Here is a 20843-nt window from a genome sequence, read left to right as displayed (position 1 = left end):
ACACATCATGAATAGTCAAGATTTACCTGATGTCGCCAGACATGGCACGGTCAGCCAACCCGGCGCACTGGACTGGGTTGGTATGCAGGGAGTGGAAATGCCACTGCGTCTGGCGGAGACTGGCTCACGTCATTCTCCCTACCCTCTCCATCCTGTTCATGCGCATATCAATGCCGAAGTCAATCTGCCAAACCCGGACATCAAGGGCATACACATGTCGCGCCTGTATCTCTTACTTGACAGTTTTGCCGATATAGAAAGCCTGCGTCCTGCCAGCCTGCATGATTTGCTGCGGGAGATGGTCAACAGCCACCATGATTGTGGTACCAACGGCGCCCGTGTCAGCATCCGTTTTAATTTGCTGCATCGTCGTCCAGCCTTGCTGAGCCTGGATCTGGCAGGCTGGCGTTCTTATCCGGTCAGGCTGGATGCCAGTTTGATAGCCGGGGTTTTGCAATTGCAACTGGGTGTGTCGGTTTTGTATTCATCCACCTGCCCTTGCTCTGCCGCACTCAGCCGCCAGTTGATCAGCGCTGGCTTCATGGCCACATTGGGGCAGCGCGACACGCTGTCTGCTACCGAAGTAGCTGACTGGCTCAGCGTCAACAGCACGCTGGCCACCCCGCACAGTCAGCGCAGCATTGCCGAAGTAAGCCTGCTATTGCCTCCAGACGCAACCGAATTTGGCATACTGCCGCTCATCAATCTGCTGGAAGACTGTTTGCAGACTCCGGTACAAACCGCAGTCAAACGCATTGATGAGCAAGCCTTTGCTAAACGTAACGGGGCAAACCTGATGTATGTCGAAGACGCCGCCAGACGTTTACAGCATGCCATGAATAGTATCAGTGACAATACAGAAATCCGGGTGCGGCACCTGGAAAGCCTGCATCCGCATGATGTCTTTGCGCAAAGCAGATCAGGCTCTCCACTACTTGCCCGAGACTGGCCATGATCTCCAGAAACCAAACCGCAACGCTGCCGGTCATCTTGATCCGCAATGCCATGATGGTCAATGAGGGTCAGGTCAAGGCCGTTGATATATTGATACGAAAGGGTCACATCGCCTGCATCGCCAGCTATATCGATCATCTGGGTCAAGATGCTGACATACAAATCGATGCCGAGGGGCGCTGGCTGTTACCGGGAATGATAGATGATCAGGTACATTTCCGTGAACCCGGCATGCCCGACAAGGGCAGTATCGCCAGTGAATCAAGGGCTGCAGTAGCTGGAGGCATCACCAGTTTCATGGACATGCCCAATACCATGCCACCGACACTCAGCGTAAATGAACTGGAGCACAAGAAAGCGCTGGCAGCGCGCAACTCCGTGGCCAACTATGGTTTTCATTTTGGCGTCAGCCACCATAATCTCGACACCATCGCAGCACTGGATCCCAATTCGGTGGCGGGCATCAAGGTATTCATGGGGGCATCGACAGGGCAAATGCTGGTGGATAACCCTTTGGTACTGGAACGCCTGTTCCGCATTGCTCCCGCGCCTTTACTGGCACATTGCGAACACGCGCCGACGATAGAACATCAGCAAGCCAGGTTCCGTGAGCACTATGAACGTCAGCACGGCGAAGTACCGCCCGATTGTCACCCGCTGATACGCAATACCGATGCCTGTTATCTATCATCGTCATTTGCGGTGGAACTGGCACGCCGTCACAACACCCGCCTGCATGTACTGCACATCAGCACTGCACGCGAGCTATCCTTGTTTGATGCAGGTTCAGCACCTGACAAGCGCATCACTGCCGAAGCCTGCCTGGCACATCTGTATTTTTGCGACGAAGACTATGCCCGCCTGGGCAATCTGATCAAATGCAATCCCGCCATCAAGACCGCGGCCGACCGCCAGGCCTTGCTGGAGGCAGTGGCCGACGGTCGGATAGACGTGATCGGTAGCGACCATGCACCACATACCCGGCGCGAGAAATCCCGCAGCTATTTTGAAGCATCTTCCGGCTTGCCGCTGGTGCAGCATGCCCTGCCCTTGCTGATGCAGTTGTATGAAAATGGAAAAATGGATTTATGCACCATTGTTGAAAAAACCAGTCATCGCGTCGCCGAACTGTTTTCCATCAGGGAGCGCGGCTATCTGCGCGAAGGTTATTGGGCCGATCTGGTCTTGCTGGAACGCCAGCAAAGTGCCCAAAGCGTGCGTTCCAGCCCGGTACTGTATCGCTGCGGCTGGTCGGCCTTGCAGCAAGAGAATTTCCATTATCGCGTCAATACCACCATTGTTTCCGGCCAGCTTGCCTGGCATCAGGGGCAGGTACAAGAGCCCTGCCAGGGGAAGGAACTGACTTTTTCGCGATAAGAACATAACGGCCACATTCCCAGGAGTTAACATGAAAAAACTGATACCCATCGCCCTCTTCACTTGTTTGCAGTCACTGGCAGCATGGGCTAGCGCACATGAAGCCCACGAAGCCCATGTGCACGGCGTCGCCAACTTGTCTCTGGCGCAGGATGGCAACAAGCTGCTGGTGGAATTGGACAGTCCTCTGGACAGCCTGCTGGGTTTTGAACATACCCCACGTACCGACAAGCAAAAACAGGCAGCCAGGGATTTGCTTGATCTGATGCACAAGCCAGCCACGCTGATCAAGTTGACTGCGGAAGCTGATTGTCAGTTGAATACCGTGAAAGTGCAGGCCCCCATTCTGCAAGCGACTGCACAGACCACAGCCAGCAAGGATGTACACGCCAACCTGCATGCCGAGTATGAATATACCTGCGCCAAGGTAGTGGCATTGAAGTCGTTGCAACTCAGCCTGTTTGATGCTTTCCCTGCCATCCGGCAAGTGGATGCGCAAATGGCTGGCCCACGCGGACAGGTGGCAGCCACACTGACAACCAAGCAACGCGTGCTGGCATGGTGACGTCAATGCAACCTGCAGACACTGGCCCGGCCCTGTGTTTCAGCAATGTGTTGTTTCACTGGCAGGCCGCACAGTCTCCCTGTCTGAACATAGCAGACCTGAGCATCAATCGCGGTGAAAGCGTATTTTTATATGGTCCCAGTGGTAGCGGCAAAAGCACACTGTTGTCACTGGCGGGTGGCATCATCACGCCACAGCGCGGCCAGATCACGGTGTTGGGTACAGACCTGGGTGCACTGTCCGGTGCAGCGCGGGATCGTTTTCGTGTGGATCATGCGGGCTATATTTTTCAGCAATTCAACCTCATCCCCTACCTGTCGATACTGGACAATGTCTTGCTGCCATGCCGACTGTCGGCAAGACGCCGACAACGTGCCCACGAAATGCACGGCAGCCCGTATACAGCTGCTGCCACCTTGTTGCACACTCTGGGGCTGGATACCAGTCTACATCAACGCACCGTAACCGGCCTAAGCATAGGTCAGCAACAACGTGTCGCGGCGGCCCGCGCTCTGATAGGTCAACCAGAAATCATCATCGCTGATGAACCCACTTCAGCACTCGATGCCGACAGGCAAAAAGATTTCATCGCACTCCTCTTGCAGCAATGCGCCAGCCACGGTAGCAGCCTGCTGTTTGTCAGCCATGACCACCGTCTGGCAAACCACTTCACGCGTGAGCTGGATTTGCAAAGTATTAATCTGACGGAGCAACACTGATGCCCTATTTTTTGCAACTGGCCTGGAAGAGTGCCTGGAACCGCCGTCTGACACTTGGCCTGATGCTATTCGTCATCAGCCTGTCCGTCTGTTTGCTGCTGGCAGTGGAAAGACTGCGCAATGATGCACGCGAGGGATTCTCGCATGCCGTCTCTGGTACTGATCTGGTGGTCGGTGCCCGCACCAGTCCGTTACAACTGATGCTGTATGCTGTCTTTCGCATAGGCGAAGCAACCAATAATATTTCGTGGCAAAGCTATCTGGACTTGCAGAAGAATCCTGCCGTGGCCTGGGCCGTGCCCTTGTCACTGGGCGATTCACATCGCGGCTTTGCCGTGGTGGGGACCACGGCTGATTATTTCACCCGCTTCCATTATGGCGATGGAGAAGCGCTGCAACTGGCCCAGGGCCAGTCTTTTGGTGATGGACCAGACCATCTGTTTGCCGCCGTCATCGGTGCTGACGTGGCTGACAAGCTTGGTTACCAGATCGACGCCAGAATCACACTTAGCCACGGCACCGGCGATGTGGCACTGGCAGAACATGCTGACAAACCATTCAAGGTGGTCGGCATACTGGCGCGCACTGGTACACCGGTAGATCGCAGCGTGCATATCAGCCTGCAATCGATGCAGGCCATCCATCTGGACTGGCAGGGTGGCGCGCCTGTACCGGGGTTTTCCATCGCTGCTGAATATGCACGCAAGTTTGACCTGCAGCCCAAGGAAATCACTGCCGTGCTGCTAGGCCTGCATAACCGCAGCACAGTATTTCGCCTGCAAAGACAGATCAATACTAACGGCACAGACAGCTTGCTGGCGGTCTTGCCGGGTGTAGCGCTGGATCAGTTATGGCAAGTCATCAGCATCATAGAGCGAGTCTTGCTGGCCATGTCTTCACTGCTGGTAGTGCTGGGTAGTGCCGGCTTGTTGGCAGTCATGCTGGCCAGTCTGAATGAACGCCGTCGCGAACTGGCGATTTTGCGTTCTGCTGGTGCAGGCCCGGGTCACCTGTTTTTCATGTTGATGGCAGAAAGCCTGGGCCTGACTATTGCAGGTGCAATCAGTGGCCTGCTGTTGCTGGATGTGCTGACACTGGCAGGTAAAAACTGGATACAGATGCATTACGGCATCCTGATCAAAGCCAGCCTGATCAATATGACAGAAATTCCGCTGTTGGGCCTGGTGGTACTGACTGGCATGCTGGCCAGCCTGGTTCCGGCCTGGCTCGCATACCGCAATTCGCTGGCCGATGGCCTGACACCCCGCTTATAGGAAAACCATGAAACCATTTCCATTAACCTACAAATTCTGGCTGGGTGGCACCTGCATGCTGCTGTTCATGTTGGCTGCCTGGTTACTCATGTCTGGCAGTACATCAGCCAAAGCAGCAGAGGCAAGTGCCCAATACAAATTGGGCGAAAGACTGCCACAGAAAAAAACAGTGGCACCTGCATCCGTATCAAAAACACCGGCTAGCCCAACGACGGCAAACAGTGACAGTTTCAAGGAAATCAGCTGGGAAGCCCTGATCCCCAAGAACTGGGACCCGAGCAAAGACTTTAAAAACCTGGACATGAATTTCCTCAATGACGGTGACCCACGCGCCATGGCCGCCCTGCAAACCATGCGTGAAGCCTGGGACAAGGCACCGATTGAACCCAGCCTCAACGGTACCCGCATAAAAATCCCTGGCTTCATCGTACCGCTGGATGGCGAGCGCGGAAAGCTCAGGGAATTCTTACTTGTGCCCTACTTTGGCGGGTGCATACACACACCACCGCCACCGGCCAACCAGATCATTGATGTCACGCTCGAAAAACCAGCCAAGATACAAATGATGGATGCAGTCTGGGTGACAGGCGTGCTAGAAACCACACGTAGCGACACATCCATGGGCAGTGCAGGTTATCGCCTGACTGGGATAAGTGTCACCCCCTATGTCAGAGGAAATGAGCAAAAGAAATGAGCAAAAGAAAGTGTCGCCCTAAGGCAAGTAAAAACAGAACATAGGCAAAAAATAAGCAGCACATAATTTACAAGGCAGAACCATGCGAAAACTCAGTCTATTGCTGGCGGCAGCACTTACCCTGTCGGGACCGGCACAAGCAGAATTCGGAATACCCGGCTTTGAACTGGTCTACACCACACCAGCAGAAACAACACTGATCAATCCCGATTTACGCGACCCGGTCACTGTATGGTGCGAAATGCTGGATGCGGCAAAAACGGACATTGTCATTGCCCAGTTTTATGTCGCAGGCAAAACGGGAGAATCGCTGGACAAGGTGATTGCCCATCTGACTGCCGCTGGCGAACGCGGTGTCAGGATACGGTTTCTGATGGAAGAAAAAGGTAAATCTGCTTCCGATATGGCGAGCATAGAACGCCTGAAAAACATCCCTCATCTTGAGTTTCGGTTCATGGAATTTGGGAAACTGCGCGGGCAAGGCATCATCCACGCCAAGTATATAGTCGTAGATGAAACCCTTGCCTATGTAGGCAGCCAGAATTTTGACTGGCGTTCATTAAGCCATATCCATGAAACCGGCTTGCGTATCACCGATACGACGATTGTCAGGCAGCTACACAATATTTTCGATATCGACTGGCAGGCGCAAGCCCTGCTGGCAGAAGGTAAAACCGTACCCGCGCAGAACCAGTCTGTGGTGCTGGCCGACAATAGCCAGACCAGCTATCTGGTGGCAAGCCCGAACGCTTTTAATCCAGTTGGTGTCGGTGATTCAGAATCAGAACTGGTGAGGCTGCTGGCAAGCGCCAAATCTGAAGTCAGGATCACTTTGCTTGACTATGTGCCGCTCAGCTACGCCCCCGGACGCCAGCGTCCCTACTACGCCGTGATCGACAATGCGATTCGTGCTGCGCTGGCGCGGGGTGTCAGGGTCAAGCTCATGGTATCGAACTGGAATACCGAAGAACCTGCCATACATCACTTGAAAAGTCTCGCAGTCCTGCCCGGTATGGAAATCAGGATCATCACCCTGCCCCAGGCCGGTAGCGGCTTTATCCCTTTTGCCCGCGTCGTCCACAGTAAAACCATGTCGATAGACGGCAAGTTGGCCTGGATAGGTACCAGCAACTGGAGCGGCGGCTATCTCGACAATTCACGCAACCTGGAAATCGTTCTGCGTAACGAGACCATGGCAAAGCGCCTGGCAGACCTGCATGAACAAACCTGGCAATCCCCCTATATGCAGCCACTCGACATACAGAAAACCTATCCCAAACCTGTGAAGGGTTAAGCAACAGGATCGATAGCAAAGCACAAACTTAGCTCTTCCCACTTTTGATTTCAAATTGACAGGAAGCAAGCTGGCTTGGTAGAAGCTTGCGCTTACGGCCATCTTAACGCCACCAGTGACTTTGGGGGAAGTCTAGCTAACGGCTTTTATAGCAGGCTTGGGAGAAATTAACTCACGGACAGGTGCCACTGACTATCGTCAACTTTGATGCAAGCCCCCGGTTGTACCGGGGGTCAGCTTATCTACGCGCTTCATCGAAAAAACAGCAAGCGCGAAGTAAATACGTAATTGGTTTCACCAACCAGTACCTCTCCAAGTCCTCCTATTCTGGGGCATGGCGCAGTAGTCATACTTTGGAAAATCAACGAAACACAAGCTCCCAATCTTCCAAGCATTGTTACGATAAGGCCGTGACCATTAGGTTTGTTGCGCAAACTACACATCATTTCAAATCATCAATTGATTGTGTTTCCTCAATGAGAAGGCATGGTAAATTATAGCTTGCTTTTTTCTTAAGGTTCATTTTGGAAGGACGATGCATGAAGTCTCGTCCAGAAAGACTCTCAAAATGAAGTGATAGGGAACATTGCCAAGCCAAGAGTAAATGAGGCATTTCCTGTGAAATCGTTTTGAAAGCAATACACTCTGACAACTGACGGGAGCTATATGACAGATGATCAAGAAAAAGAACTTGAATCCGGAAAAATAGATTCAGGACGACTTCCTAGCAAGAGTATCGGCAGCATACCATCTGGATCAGTGACAATTGTGAAAGAAGACTATACACGTCCACGCTCGCAAAGTGCGCCTGCAAATGCAAGTTCGTCAGAAGTAAAAAAACCAAAAACTGAATATGGTGCTTATGAGGAAAAGAGTGCGGAAATTCTCAATCTGCGGGGAGAAAGCGACCATGCAGACGCCAGCCTAAAGGCGGACGCCAGCGTGAAATATGGCGTATCCAACAAAGGTCTGGTCGCAACAGCAGCGCTCTCTGCCGAAGCACAGGCTGCACTAAAAACAAAAATAGAAGGGCGGGTTGCTGACAGGGAAACAACCGGGACGGCAAAACTGGAAATCGCAGCAAAGCTGGCTGCCAGTATTGGTGCCAATATCAGCAAGAGTGGACTGAAAGTTGAAGCCGATGCTAGTGCGAAAGCGACTGCCACAGCCAACGCCAATGGCACGGTCAATGTGTCGGACAGGCATTCCGTCAGTGGTGGTGTGGAAGCAGAAGCCTACGCAGAGGCAAAGGCAACAGCGTCTGTTAAATTGGGGGCAGATGGTGCCGAGACTGAATTTGATGCAACAGTCGGTACGGGTGCGAAAGTTGGTTATGACATTGGCGGCAAAGAAGGCGATAACACCATCAAATATTCACCACGTGTTGTTTTTGGCAAAGTCGGTGCTGGTTTTAAAGGTGGGGTTACTCACAATGCTGGGAAAGTTGGCGTTGATGTTAAGTACACCGTCAATCTGGGGATTGGTGTGGAAATCAAGTTAAAGGCCGAATACAAAACCGATCAAGTCGCTGCGGCCGGTCGTAAAGCACTTGAACAACTGAAGGTAAAGCATTCTGAAATCGATGCAAGCACAGGACACAGTTTTGAAGACAAAACAGATGGTACGGTTCGTGTCATCAATAGCCATATTGCCATCATTAGCAATTATGGTGGCAATCTGGCTGATGAAGGAAGTAAGCAAGGCGGCGTAGTGGGTGCCATCCATGTTGGTTCTGGGACGGTAATTAAATATGGGGGTAAAGTCATTGAATCATTAGGCGGCTCCCTTGTTGAGACAGGGGGAGCGGTCGTCAAAACCGGTAGTCGAGTCATTGATTTTTTCAGATCCTGGTAATGAGAGGCGAAAATGCAAGAGCAAGACGAAATGAATGCTGTATTGGATGAATTGAGCGCAGAACTCCTTGATCGGGCACATGACCATGCACTGGAAGAAGGTTGGCCCGAAGAACTGGCAGAAATACTGGCTGTAACCGCTCTGGAACCATTCTTGCAAGATGTTTTTGATGATATCCCTGCCGAGGAAGCATTTGAAACTGCCGTGAGTGAAGCGCGATTTATGCTATTTGAAGATGCCTTTGTAGAAGCACTTGATGAAGGGCAAAGCCATCGTGATGCCTTTATGTTATTACTGGGAATTGAATTGAGACTCGCCGAAAGCCGCAACGAGGCCATAGTACGTTTTCCAATTGAGTGGATTGATGCAGGGGTTACTGCCATTGAAAATGCTGTAAAGGCAGGTCAGCCTGTGACACGCCAGCTTATAAACGGATTTGAGGCTTTTAAAGCAGCAGCTATTGCTGAAAGCACGAATGTATTGAACACCGATTAATTGAAGTCCGAAATCCACTCAGCATACCAAGAATGACTCAATGGGATCTGACGCTGCCAATAAGTGTTGATTTGGACTGAAATTTGATAATCAACTCGCATCGGGCCGTGTTGCGAGAGCCAAGACGTCTGGCGATCTCCCCTGCTGGAGTCTGATCACAAATATGCCAGCGTCAAAAATGCCTAGTAATGCCACTTCAATCACTCCTCCCCCCTACTCATCAAAATGAGTAGGGTTGCTTACTAAATGTGGGGTAATTTTCTGTGCAAGTTAGCACTCAGCGTGCAACAGGTAGTGTTTGTACAGCGAACTGCTGGTTGCTATTCGATGCGGGATTGCTGTTCCGGCTCCCCACCTGCAACACTTTTCCGTCGCCAGTACCACCAGCGCCACCGTCCACTTCTACCAGTTTTGTGCTGTCGTTTCCCTGCGTGACGCTGAGCCAGGGTAGCCTGGCTGCGATACCAAACGGCGCTTCTTGGTCATTGGGCTCGGCGTGTTCTAGTTTCCAAAGCTGGGAAGCTGGAAAGATAGTATCCTGCGGCTTTCCTTCCATGTATTTTTGCAGGATCTGCGGCTGCCCTGATGGCGATATGGTACGGGGCGAAACTGTCACCGCTAGGCGGCTGCCGACTTCATTATTACCCGAACGAGGGCTGACGACAGGGTAGTCGTACTTTTTATCGTCCATGAACTGGGTGCGCAACATGACGCAATATTGATCGGCAGGTCTTGGAATAATCGTCCAGCGCTGGTTGCTTTTATCCCCTTTTTTCCATTGCCAGATAGTCGCATTGTCTTTTGTCGAAAATCCTTCTACATCCCATGCTTTTTTGCTATTACGCGCGATCAGCATGAGATTCGTGATCGACAGCAGCATCGGCCATGCATAATTACTGAGGTTGGCGCTGGCATAACCGGGTAGGGAAAGATTGCTCATGATGATGTCGCGCACAAAATCGATCTGTATCGTCGCCAGCTTTGGCTCGTCGCGGTCGCCCGTGTCACCGCGCCCCAGCATGAAGTCAGCAAAAATGACATTGAGGCGAAAGATGTCCTTGTTGATGTCAAACCAGTTCTTATTTGGGCTGGTCTGTTTGCCGTTGACGGTCATCGGTCTTTGCACATCGAAGGTCAGTTGACGAACCCGGTAGACGAGACCCGCATTAATATTCGGCGGTGTCAGGGTCAGCGAGGTGCTGAGGAATTTGTTGAAATTTGGTTTTCCACGCTGGGCGTCAAGCATCTGTTGCGTGGCGTGGTTATACATCACGTCGTTATTGGTCGTATTCGCATATTCACCGAAGAGAATGCCGGTTTTCTCAAACAAGCCCATCTGGGCTGCCTGCGCCGGAGTGATATTCTTGCGACCACCTGAGTCGTAAGCAGCCCAGTCAAACAGGCTGGCTTTCGGGTTGTCAGGATCGTAGCCCTGGGCCACCACAAACACCTGTTTGCCATGCGACCACAGATCATTCAAGGTGACCGTCTCCAGCTTAAACCAGGATTGATCTGCAGATGTGATCAATTTTGTCCCGAAATACTGCAAGAACCAATGGCAGAGCTGTTCTTTCTGCGCCCCCTTTAACGCATGCTTTCCTATGGTATCGAGGCCCAGGATGACCACTTCGGAAGGATGGGCGTTAACAAATGCCTGGATGTCGTTCAGGACATTCTCGAAGGAGGTGCCGGGAACCACGCCATGACCAACGCGTATGCCCGCATAGTTGTTATAGTCGCCAGCCCGCAAATCGAGAAACCGGACACCCTTGTTCAGTTGTTCCAGGGTGTCGCCATACTGGGTGATGGCGCTATTGTCCGGCGCGACAAGGTGATCGCAACTGTAGGAGCCGCTGTCGTGCGTGCCAGGCAGCCGCAGGTCTAGCAGCCTGACGCTGCCGATAAATGCACCCAGGCCAAGTGCGCCTTGCTGTGGTCCGCCCATCCAGTCGCTGGCTGAGAAGTTGCAGGGTAGGCTGGGCCAGTCAGTTTCAAGAATTCTTTTGCCATCCTCTTCATTGGGCGCCCTGACCTGTTCTGAACGAAAAGTCGTACTCATGGTGGTTCTCCTTGCGAATGCTGTCGATTTAATCCTGTCAATGTTTGCTTGTACGACTCATGCTTGTCGCCTGCTCCTCAGTATGTGGGTGACTTGCTGAACGATGCTGTGGCATCTTGATACCACTCGTTGGAAGTAGGTGGCGGGAACAGCGGTGTCGATGGAAAAACCGGTATCTCCGCGCCGTGTCCGATATCAAGTTTGTGCATATTGTTGAAGTCCAGTTGTTGCAGGTCGATCGCTTGCAACAGAGGATTGAAAGCACTGGTGTAATAGAGTGTCTTGTTGGTGTGGTCACGCACGAGGGTCCAGTTGCTATAGTCGGCGACATGAGGTGACATCGCAAATGACTCGCCCGGTTTGTCTTTCGGCTGCCCCAGCAAATAACCGTAAGGTGTGCCCATGGCGATTTGCACTGCCTGCAACGCGATATTCACCAGTGTCTGGACTGAACCGGCATAGCCAGCGCCGACGAGCCGACCTTCCTGGGTAAGCCAGGGAGCCGGCAACCAGTGTGATCCGTCCCGGGCAAGCTTGCAAAAAGCATTTTGCATAACGGCTGCACACACGAACCGCGAAGGAGCGGTTGGGTCTCCTGGCAATCCTACCAAGCCGCTGGCAGGCAGCGGGTAGACAGGCGCTGAAGGATTGAACGGGCCGAAAATGGGACCGAACGGTGTGAGGTTGTTGTACATCTGCAGATTGGTGCGTTGCCAGTCATAGCCCGGCCCATTTGTCAGCAGGCCAGCGGCAGTCGCACCTAAACCCACCCTGTGTTCCTGCTTGTCTTCATAGGCAGCTCCGTACACCTGCATATAGCCGTTTTCGAATTCGATGACTGCGCTGGCGCCCGTCGCGTCGGTAGCGATGAAATGCAATGCCAGGTAACCGGGCACATCGGGCCTGGAGCCGAACACATGAATCTTGCCTGGTGCGAGCGCGCTTTCGAGTTCGGCAACAGAGGCAAATTGCCCGAGCACCCAGGCAACAAAGTCAGTGTAGTTGAGCTGGGGGATGTCGCCGGATTCCAATTTCTTCGGATACACTGTACCGGCAAACCAGAGCGCCGCGCAAGACAAACCCTTTTCGTTGATGCCGTCGACAAAAATGGGGGCGACTTCAAACAGTGGCCGAGGCGGTGCAGCGCCAATGAAACCATATTGATTGTTCCAAGTGAGCATATTGCCCTGGCCGCTTCCTTTAACCTGGATCAACTTGTGGGAAAATGGGAAATCCCATCCACGGTTGACCTGATAGAGCACAGTCTCGGAAAAGCCGGACAGTTCCATCACACGCGAACTGACATACAGTTGTGGCTCGCTCTTGCCTGGAATTTGTGGAGCACTAAAAAACATATTGGTGCACATCGTCGTATCTCCTGAAAATTAGTTCAGTGGCATGCAGCGCATCAAGGCATTTACCTGGGTAGCTCACTGTCACCATAAGGACTGCTAAGTTCCTGTCCGGGCAACAGATTCTCAGATGTGGCACCTACCCATTGCTGCCCTAAAGCCATCCTTGCAGATGCAAAGTTATTTGTCATTTCCACATCATTGATGAGTATTATTGTGAGTAGAATCGCAGAAGTAAATGAGACTGAAGCCCTAGGACTGGTCTTAAGGCTGGTCCCAAGACTGCGCTGGGACTAGTAACAAATAAAAGGCAAGTCCATAATGGCAACGCCACCTATCCTGTGGGAGTGATGTGCAATGAAGCTATTGGTAGTCGATGATCATCCCGCCCTGCGTTCGGGCTTGGCGGCGTTACTGCGGGAATTTGAAGCGCAAACCGTCGTGCTGGAAGCGTGCAACGGCCTTGAAGGACTGCGACTTGCAGGCGAGCATGCTGACCTTGATGCCGTCTTCATCGACCTGTTCATGCCGGGCATGGATGGCATGACGGCATTACAGGCTTTTGCACAGCGTCACCCGCAATTGCCCGCAGTCGTGGTGTCTTCATCAGAAGATGCACGCGACGTGCGGCAGGCGATAGCCCTGGGTGCATTGGGATACCTGCCAAAATCGGCCAGCCCGCAGACGATCCTGTCGGCGTTCCGGCTGGTGCTTTCCGGCAATATTTATGTGCCGCCCTTTATGTTAGATGCCATGTCTGATACCGTGCCAGACACCGCGCCTGTCAACGCTGCCCAAGGCAAGTACGAGACAATTGATAGCCGCCTGACGAACCGTCAGCGAGAAGTGCTCAGGCTGATGTGCGATGGCCTACCAAATAAAGAAATCTGCCGCAGGCTTGGCCTTTCGGAAAAAACCGTCAAGGCCCACGTGTCAGGTATTTTCAAGGCCATGAATGTCGTCAACCGTACCCAGGCCGTCAGCGCAGCACGCGAAGCCAGTCTGTTTGCGTAGAGAGTTACGGCGGTATTGAGGGAAGGATTTGTTTTACCTCAGGTTGCTTACAAGCCGAGACGGACAGGCGCGCATCAAGCTGCCAATGGCGGCCCGTAGCCTGCTGTTTGATACGGGTTTGTGCAATAGCATAAAACTGCTAGCCTGGGCTTCTCGCAGGCGATCGGCGGCAGTGTCTCCGGTAATCAGGATGGCGGGAATCTGCTGGCGAAAGTTCGATTGCAGTTGCTCAATCACGTCAATGCCTCGCTCGCCGTCGCACAAGCGGCAATCACAGATGATCAGATCAGGTGCCGCTGTCCATGCGTCAACCAGATCCAGCATCTCCTTGCCAGAAGCCGCCACCATGACTTCAAGCCCCCAACTGCCCAGCAGGCTTTGCATCGCGCTCAGGATAGCTATTTCATCATCAACCACCAACACCCGGCCACTCAGGTGTTGACCTACCGATTCTTCCAGAAGCGAGGCTGGTGCGGCTTCTGCGGTCTGCATCAGCGGTATTTCTACCGAAAACATGGACCCCTTACCCAATTGTGACCGGAAGAAAAAATAGTGATCCAGCAGAAGACTCAGTCGCTTGACGATGGCTAAACCCAGGCCCAAGCCCTGGGTACGGTCACGTTCCATCTGGTCGACTTGGTAGAATTCCTGGAAAATATGTGCCTGATGCTCCTCTGCGATACCACGACCCGTGTCCCATACCTGAATACGCAGATTGTTCTGGTGTCGCCGACAGCCGATCACGATCCGGCCACTCTCGCTATAACGAACGGCGTTCGACACCAGATTGCGCAAAATGCGTCCCAGCAAGACCGGGTCGCTCTGCACCGACAAGGCGCAAGGATGCAGGATAAGCCCCAACCCCTTGCGACGAGCCTCATCGTGGAATTCGCGCTGCACCCGCGCCAAAAGAGGCTGAATCGGGAAGCCCCTGTGCTGTGCTTCTACGATGCCCGCATCAAGCCGGGAGATATCCAATAAGGCGGCGAACAATTCGTTCATTGTCGCCACCGAATCTTCCATGTGATCCAGCATTCTGCGTGCCTCGCGGTCGAGAGTACGCTCCCTCAAAGCACCTACAAACATACCCAGCGCGTGCATAGGCTGGCGCAAATCATGACTGGCTACCGCCAGGAAACGTGACTTGGCGAGGCTGGCGTCTTCGGCAATCTGTTTTGCAACCCGCAAGGCTTCTTCTTGGGCATGGCGCAACGACAGATCGTAGGAACATGCCAGCAGGCAGCTTTGCCCCTGGTACTCCAGCGCACGTATCGACACCGCCAGCCAGAGAGGCGAGTCGGTACAATCCTGTGCGCGCACTTCAACATTGTCGGCATAACCGTTTAGGCGAATCAGGTCGAGTAGGTGCGTGCGGTCTCCTGAATTGACATAGTAGTCCTGGACATAAGCATGGCCGACTTGCTCAGCAGTGAGTCTAACCAGATCCAGGAAGGCCTGGTTGGCGCGCAGGATCCGGCCGGTTTCCCTGTGTGATAGAGTTAAAGGAATAGGCGTAACCTCGAAGAGATGTGCCAGATATTGCTCGCTCTGCTGCAATTGCGCATACAGTTTCTCCCGTTCCGTAATTTCTATTGATAGTTGCGCGTTGGCGTCCAGTGCGTCAGTCAGGTGGGCGTATTCCAGGCGACGCAAGCGCTCCATTTGGAATGCGGCAAGGCTGCCAACGATGTTGACAACCATCATCGCCAGGATAAAAGGAGCTATTTCCGCTACCGTATGGTTGCTCGCGAGTACACCAAGATAACTGATGGCGCCCCCTACACCACAAAGCAGACGATGTACAAAGCGCAGCGGCACGACCAGATACACGGCAAACAGGACTGGCTGGTTGATGAAGATATGCAGCAAGAACCCGGCGGGCCGCGTTGCCGCAATCACGACCATGGTGATAAGCGCGAGAGAGGTCCAGGAAAAAAGGGCGGCATCAAACCACTGGTGGTTCAATGAATTCTTCAGGCGCGGTAACAGCCACAGCGATAAAATGACGACCGACAAACGCCAGACCACGCAAAAAGCGAGCAAGGCATCGGACTTCACTATCATGAAGTCGTTGATAAGCAGCAGGCATTCTATGGCGGCCCCGGCGATGACGACACGACGCCCGGTTGTCATGGCCTCGGCCCGCCCGTACTGGCGATAGGCGCATTCTATGTCTGCTGAGACAAATTCCGGGATACGACGACGCAATTTAGCTGCCATGTCAGCGCCAATCTAACATTAATCAAAACAATGAAAGGTCTAAACGTTCTTATGACGCGACATGCATGAATCATGCATTTAATAAAATATTGCATTATTTACAATTTTATAGATTTGAAACAATCTATTTTATTGATCAATGTTTTATCTGGACATTTACACCCCACTGCTTGCGTTTTCGGGCATTGTCACTTTTACTTCACAGGACGAAGTCCCCTCAAGTCTGCGCTTCGACGTTCAAATCGAGACCAGATGAAAACATCATTTTATGCAAACAAATCATTGGCTTACGGACACCTGATGTGAAAACGTGTGGGGCCTAGTGATTCTACCTAAGATATTAATACTGCGATGTTTTTTAATCATTAAATGCTTAATTGACGAGCTGCAACAAGCCGGAAAGTCAATAATCACGTGCGTTTCAAGCAAACCGTGTCAAATTGCACGAAAAGTACGATTACCCCCATTTAGATCCTGTGCTTCAGCAAATAGCAGTCAACCCGATTCACTGGCTTAGTAATCTCTGCCTTGTGGCAACCTGGGTACGGATGCTGGCATGTAGAAAAAAAAGGAGAAAAAAGGCACCCCTGCTCTATTGCAGGTCTTTGAAACGAATGGAGAAAATTGGCTACCGCACCTCTATGCACGGAAGATACGATTACCCAATTGAGAGCCTAAACCATTTCCAACCAATGTATCTTGAAATTGCTCTTCGTTGTCGAAGCGGACAATCTGATCAGAAATTTTCATTGTTATTCCTAAGAAAGCTGACGTCCGACCAGGCACAGGGCGCAAACACCGATCTTCCAAAATCAGAGTGATAGCAAGCAAGGATTCATACATGGAATGTTCGAGCAGCTAACTATTAACTGTTTATTTACCAATGTATCTTTTCTTCGCATTCGGGCTATTCTTTCTCTTCTTTCCTTGCTTCGCACAACCGATTGACTGCCCGCCATTTCGCTGGCATGCGGTCAATGGAAGAAATTGAAATATGGATAATTCAATTCTCTTCTTTGTTCGACGAATTCGATACGGCGGAATCCAAGCATTAACATCTAAACAAAAAACAAAATGTCTCTCCTCAACACGCAACCATCGTACACTGGAGCCATATGGCGTAGTCGAGGAGATGCGATTTGTCTCATCGTCTATTATGCCATCCGCTGCAACGATTCTCTGCACCAACGTTGCCGCATAAGACTCTAACCATATCAATACTCGGCACACTTGCCAAATTAAAAAAACTGATAGGATTTTACGAATCTGCACTGAACACTGAATACCAGGAAAAGTCTTCTGAATATGCTTATCAAGATGCTCTGCGTAGGTAATTTCTTTTTTCTCTCTGTCCTTTTGCCATAGAAAATTAAGTACTATCATTGCATTTTCAAGTAAATCCCCGCCAGCTCTAAAATTCAGTTCGTGCAGCCACGATTTAGTTTTCATTGAAAGATTTATGCGCGATTGAGGTTGCCTCGAAGAAAATTCATTGCACCACTCAGTCAAATCAGCAATCATTCTGCTCCGTGTATTTTCTAATTTAGTGGCAAGTAAAGTGTTGCTACACGGCAGATGGAATCCTGTCCGAATGACTCCCTCAGTTAGTAGCATCTCGGGAGTAATTATTTTCTCAGCAAATAAAGTTCGATCCTTCACGAAATCACATTGCATGCAATTCTCCGCCATCGAAAAAAGTACTCGTTTCTCATCATCAGATCCGATTACTTTTGGAAAATGCCAATTCCCTTTCGAATCGTTGTCAAGGCGCTTGGCAACAGAATTAAGTGACTTGAATTTGTCAGCTATTGCCTGCGGGGAAAGACTTCGCCATTGCAAACAAACATTTTTCGGAAAAGGAATTAATGGTTCACTGCACGATTTGCATACAAAAGCACTCGTTTTACCGAATTGCGGACGACCAAACCATATTGGACTAAGGCATTCCTTGCATTGGCGCTGCAAAATTGTTCCGTGCAGAGGGCATCGCTCGCAACCAGCTATTTGAGGTAAATCTGACCAGTAGCCAGCTTCTAAGCAAAAGGGGCAGACTACTTTAGGGAACTCAGCTTCATCCCATAGATCAATACGGGGAACACGGAATTCTTTTGGGAGTGATGAAAAAAGTCGTTCATATAGCTGTTGTCGTCTCTCCCCACTCCCAGACAAAAACAAAACTCGAAATTCATTCTCCGACGCTTCATTTAGCCACGAATATTTAAGTTTTAAAGATGTGAATGATTCAAAAGGGAATGCCCAAGATTGAACCCAATATTGAAAATTGTTGACATCTCTCTCCGGAGACCAGGGTGAAAGCTGGTGCCATTTTTGTCGATTTTGTAAAATCATAGGTTTCTCGGATCAGACATTGTCCTCAAATGGACCAGGTATCCTGACGCCAAAAGAATGCCCTTCCACCAAAGATAACTGTTTGCATTATTTACGTCTAAAGAAATTGCCAGGTCAGTTAGTCCCATCTCAACAACTCTAGTAAGGCTACGCATACCTACCACCGGCCGTATCTTCATGTCTTCTGCAGATTCCGCAAATGCCTTCCAAAGCACATTGGTTGCATTTTCAAGTCTAAACCCCTTTGCATATAGATTCGGAACATAGGCTGCGGTAATGCAAGTTTTACTGCCTCGTGGAAATGCCATTTTTAAATGATCATCGTATTGACGTAAAATGGCCCTCAAGATATCTTCAGTGGTGACTGCTTCAAACATAATGGGGTTATCGAAAAATCTTCCAACCACGTCCTTTCTCTTTAACCTTAACAGTTGATTTCTTAAGTCTAATAATTCAGGTTGCCCAACCAACAAAACAGTTGGTGAAATTCCAAAGAATTCAAGCTGGTTGGTTAAATCAATTAGATAAGAACAATTCTTCACAGTCAGACGCTGTGCTTCATCAATCATGAGCAGCAATCTCGGATCTTGCTTTTCTGAGCAATGCATAATAAAAAATTTGACTATTCTCGATCTTAAATTGTCGCCATCTACGATAAAGTTTTCTTCTTGATTTATAGAAACTAGCATATGCTCATAAAATTTTTTATCCGAGTCATGCGTTCGCGTTATCAAGATCGCACGCGCCACAGTAACAGATGGCGACTGCTTTTTTATTGCTTCTTCTATATAGTCCATCATGCGCGATTTCCCGAATCGGGAGGTAGCGTAAAGTGCAATTCCTATCTCCATTTTTTCGACTTCTGCCAAAACAATCTCAAATACATCTTCCATCATCGGTGTTTGTATCGTGTAGTCAAGTTTGCTCGTTGGAAATCGGTTAGAGTGAACAAATAGATTGTTTCCCAAATTATTATTCATCCAAATCTCCTAAGTTTTTTTTCGCTTGTTTGGCAAGACGTGCTCGTTGCGCGGCAGCTGATGTGGATACAACTGGAATAATTTCAGACGGAATTTCTGGCGTGCGTATTTCGATAACTTGCGTTGATGTCGCCTCCATCTGGCGTGCCAACGCCAACCCTCCCTTTACAATTTCGCCGTACTTTCGCCTACTATTTTTTTTCGCTACCTGCCGTCCTTTTTCCTCGAGCATGTTTTGTATAGGCGTCTTACCTTGACCGTGCTGACCGAAGCGTAGATTTTTGTCAGCATTGACTGCCCGCCTGATTTCAAGGGTATGATCACTAGCACCCCAGTGGCCGTCCGCCAGCAGATTTCCTAGTGGACGTCCAGACAATTCAAACGCAAGGAGTGTGCGTAAGTTTGTCTTTGGATGAACAATTATGTACTCACCTTGAAGATCAGCGCGAATACTGAGGGACTCATTTGTATACTTGGCGCTAAGGTAGTTAATATACATGTTGGGATTGTCTTTACTTCGGCGGCGCACCCTAACACGAACAGGTATGACACCGACTTCTGGACTTGATGCAGTTACTGGTGGCATACGACGAAGAATTGGATGTTTATGTCCTTTGAAATAATCTCGCAAATAATCTACCGGAGCCTGCTGCAGAAGTCCTTCAGTAACATCTCTGTTAATCTCGGCCAGTCCCTGATAAAAGAGACGACATAGATCATCGTTCTCAATCTCCCATCTGATCGCTTCCTCAGCCGGTGATTGGCGACCTTTATGCGCGGGCCCGCTTCCAGTTGTGGAAGGCAAACGACTGAAATAACCTTTGACGAGTCTTCCAAATGCGCCTTCGATATTGGGACGGCCGCTCCAACTGCCTAATGGCCCAAAGCAATTTTGTGTCCCGAGTTGATCTGCAGTAGATAAGTACCGATCACCAATATGAATCTTCGCATTATCCAAGTGCATCACGGTCCAAATTGTCCCCGCAAGTTCAGGGTAAAAGTCACACGCACGAAACGGTGGGGCTGGATCACCACTTGGTAGACGAACAATATAGCCAGGGATTACTGCAGACCTAATTGCTTCGATTAGTGCACTCTCATTTGCCTCTGGATTTAAACATACTGCGGCACCGAGTACGGCTTTGCTACCTCGATCAATAATCGCTATACCAACAGGACGCTCAGTTGGAACGATTTTCTCGATTCCATCTATGCATATACGTACGCCTGCAATGCCATGCAAATTATGCTCGTCTGACTCGACTTCTTCGAAAGGATCTGTCCGACCAGGGCGTATGGAATGTCCATTCAAAACAGTTATGTTTGCAACGACAGTCCTATTTTCATTGGCATGAATATTGGCGGGCATGTTGCTTTCTTTGATTTCCTTTACCAGACGAGAAATACTTGAATAGAGCGGGCGTTTAGTATTGAATGGATATTTCGTTTTTTTATAACCACGATTGGTCAATGTGGCTGCAATCCATTTCTGCAAATCCAGTGGAGAAGCCGAAGCTGGGTACGGCCCCTTACCTCTTTTAAGGACTCTATCGATAAAATCTTCGTACTGAGCTTCCCCTGAAATTTAGTTCCCCAAAGGTGACGTAAAATAAACGTAACTTTGGAAAAACAAATGATGAACA

General features: G+C 50.5%; 16 protein-coding genes. 10 read left to right on the top strand and 6 right to left on the bottom strand.

Annotated features, from left to right (window positions below; translation table 11 throughout):
• Positions 1-7 precede the first annotated feature (7 nt).
• The 9 genes from folE2 to AC1RVX_RS29275 all read left to right on the top strand — a co-directional run bounded on the left by folE2 (position 8) and on the right by AC1RVX_RS29275 (position 9226).
• Positions 8-955, top strand: coding sequence for a GTP cyclohydrolase FolE2 (gene folE2 / locus AC1RVX_RS29315; protein WP_493220127.1), 948 nt, complete (start codon positions 8-10; stop codon positions 953-955).
• On the top strand, positions 952-2331 hold the full coding sequence (locus AC1RVX_RS29310) for a dihydroorotase (RefSeq protein WP_493220126.1): 1380 nt from the start codon (positions 952-954) through the stop codon (positions 2329-2331). Before folE2 ends, AC1RVX_RS29310 begins: the two co-directional genes overlap by 4 nt.
• Before the next feature lie 31 nt (positions 2332-2362).
• A complete protein-coding gene (locus AC1RVX_RS29305; RefSeq protein ID WP_493220125.1) occupies positions 2363-2896 on the top strand; it encodes a DUF2796 domain-containing protein in 534 nt (177 codons plus the stop codon).
• A gap of 5 nt (positions 2897-2901) precedes the next feature.
• On the top strand, positions 2902-3615 hold the full coding sequence (locus AC1RVX_RS29300; RefSeq protein WP_493220124.1) for an ABC transporter ATP-binding protein: 714 nt from the start codon (positions 2902-2904) through the stop codon (positions 3613-3615).
• A complete protein-coding gene (locus AC1RVX_RS29295; protein ID WP_493220123.1) occupies positions 3615-4889 on the top strand; it encodes an ABC transporter permease in 1275 nt (424 codons plus the stop codon). The genes AC1RVX_RS29300 and AC1RVX_RS29295 overlap by 1 nt, the downstream gene beginning before the upstream one ends.
• Positions 4890-4896: 7 nt before the next feature.
• A complete protein-coding gene (locus AC1RVX_RS29290; RefSeq protein WP_493220122.1) occupies positions 4897-5583 on the top strand; it encodes a DUF3299 domain-containing protein in 687 nt (228 codons plus the stop codon).
• An 82-nt stretch (positions 5584-5665) separates the two neighbouring features.
• Positions 5666-6877, top strand: coding sequence for a phospholipase D-like domain-containing protein (locus AC1RVX_RS29285; RefSeq protein WP_493220121.1), 1212 nt, complete (start codon positions 5666-5668; stop codon positions 6875-6877).
• A gap of 666 nt (positions 6878-7543) precedes the next feature.
• A complete protein-coding gene (locus AC1RVX_RS29280; protein ID WP_493220120.1) occupies positions 7544-8731 on the top strand; it encodes a hypothetical protein in 1188 nt (395 codons plus the stop codon).
• A 12-nt stretch (positions 8732-8743) separates the two neighbouring features.
• Entirely contained in the window at positions 8744-9226 is a 483-nt protein-coding gene (locus AC1RVX_RS29275; RefSeq protein ID WP_493220119.1) for a hypothetical protein, read from the top strand.
• Between the two features lie 277 nt (positions 9227-9503).
• On the opposite strand, the gene AC1RVX_RS29270 is transcribed toward AC1RVX_RS29275, so the two are convergent.
• Both AC1RVX_RS29270 and AC1RVX_RS29265 read right to left on the bottom strand, forming a co-directional pair.
• Positions 9504-11285, bottom strand: a complete 1782-nt coding sequence (locus tag AC1RVX_RS29270) for a phosphatidylinositol-specific phospholipase C domain-containing protein (RefSeq protein WP_493220118.1) — start codon at positions 11283-11285, stop codon at positions 9504-9506.
• A 77-nt stretch (positions 11286-11362) separates the two neighbouring features.
• Positions 11363-12652, bottom strand: coding sequence for a linear amide C-N hydrolase (locus tag AC1RVX_RS29265; protein WP_493220117.1), 1290 nt, complete (start codon positions 12650-12652; stop codon positions 11363-11365).
• Positions 12653-12994: 342 nt separating this feature from the next.
• Between AC1RVX_RS29265 and AC1RVX_RS29260 the strand changes: the two genes are divergently transcribed.
• A complete protein-coding gene (locus AC1RVX_RS29260) occupies positions 12995-13651 on the top strand; it encodes a response regulator (protein ID WP_493220116.1) in 657 nt (218 codons plus the stop codon).
• A 33-nt stretch (positions 13652-13684) separates the two neighbouring features.
• Here the strand turns inward: AC1RVX_RS29260 and AC1RVX_RS29255 are convergent, their stop codons facing one another.
• The 4 genes from AC1RVX_RS29255 to AC1RVX_RS29240 all read right to left on the bottom strand — a co-directional run bounded on the left by AC1RVX_RS29255 (position 13685) and on the right by AC1RVX_RS29240 (position 20671).
• Positions 13685-15871: an ATP-binding response regulator gene (locus tag AC1RVX_RS29255; protein ID WP_493220115.1), complete on the bottom strand. Its 2187-nt coding sequence runs from the start codon at positions 15869-15871 to the stop codon at positions 13685-13687.
• A gap of 873 nt (positions 15872-16744) precedes the next feature.
• A complete protein-coding gene (locus tag AC1RVX_RS29250) occupies positions 16745-18220 on the bottom strand; it encodes a hypothetical protein (RefSeq protein WP_493220114.1) in 1476 nt (491 codons plus the stop codon).
• On the bottom strand, positions 18217-19200 hold the full coding sequence (locus tag AC1RVX_RS29245) for an ATP-binding protein (protein WP_493220113.1): 984 nt from the start codon (positions 19198-19200) through the stop codon (positions 18217-18219). The genes AC1RVX_RS29250 and AC1RVX_RS29245 overlap by 4 nt, the downstream gene beginning before the upstream one ends.
• The gene (locus tag AC1RVX_RS29240; RefSeq protein ID WP_493220112.1) at positions 19193-20671 is read right to left on the bottom strand and encodes a hypothetical protein; all 1479 of its coding nucleotides are present in this window, start codon (positions 20669-20671) and stop codon (positions 19193-19195) included. The genes AC1RVX_RS29245 and AC1RVX_RS29240 overlap by 8 nt, the downstream gene beginning before the upstream one ends.
• Between the last annotated feature and the right edge of the window lie 172 nt (positions 20672-20843).

It is taken from the genome of Undibacterium sp. GW821-FHT11B02, from assembly GCF_058808955.1.
The sequence above is the reverse complement of the archived record's forward strand: the minus strand, read 5'-3'. Positions and strand labels throughout refer to the sequence as shown.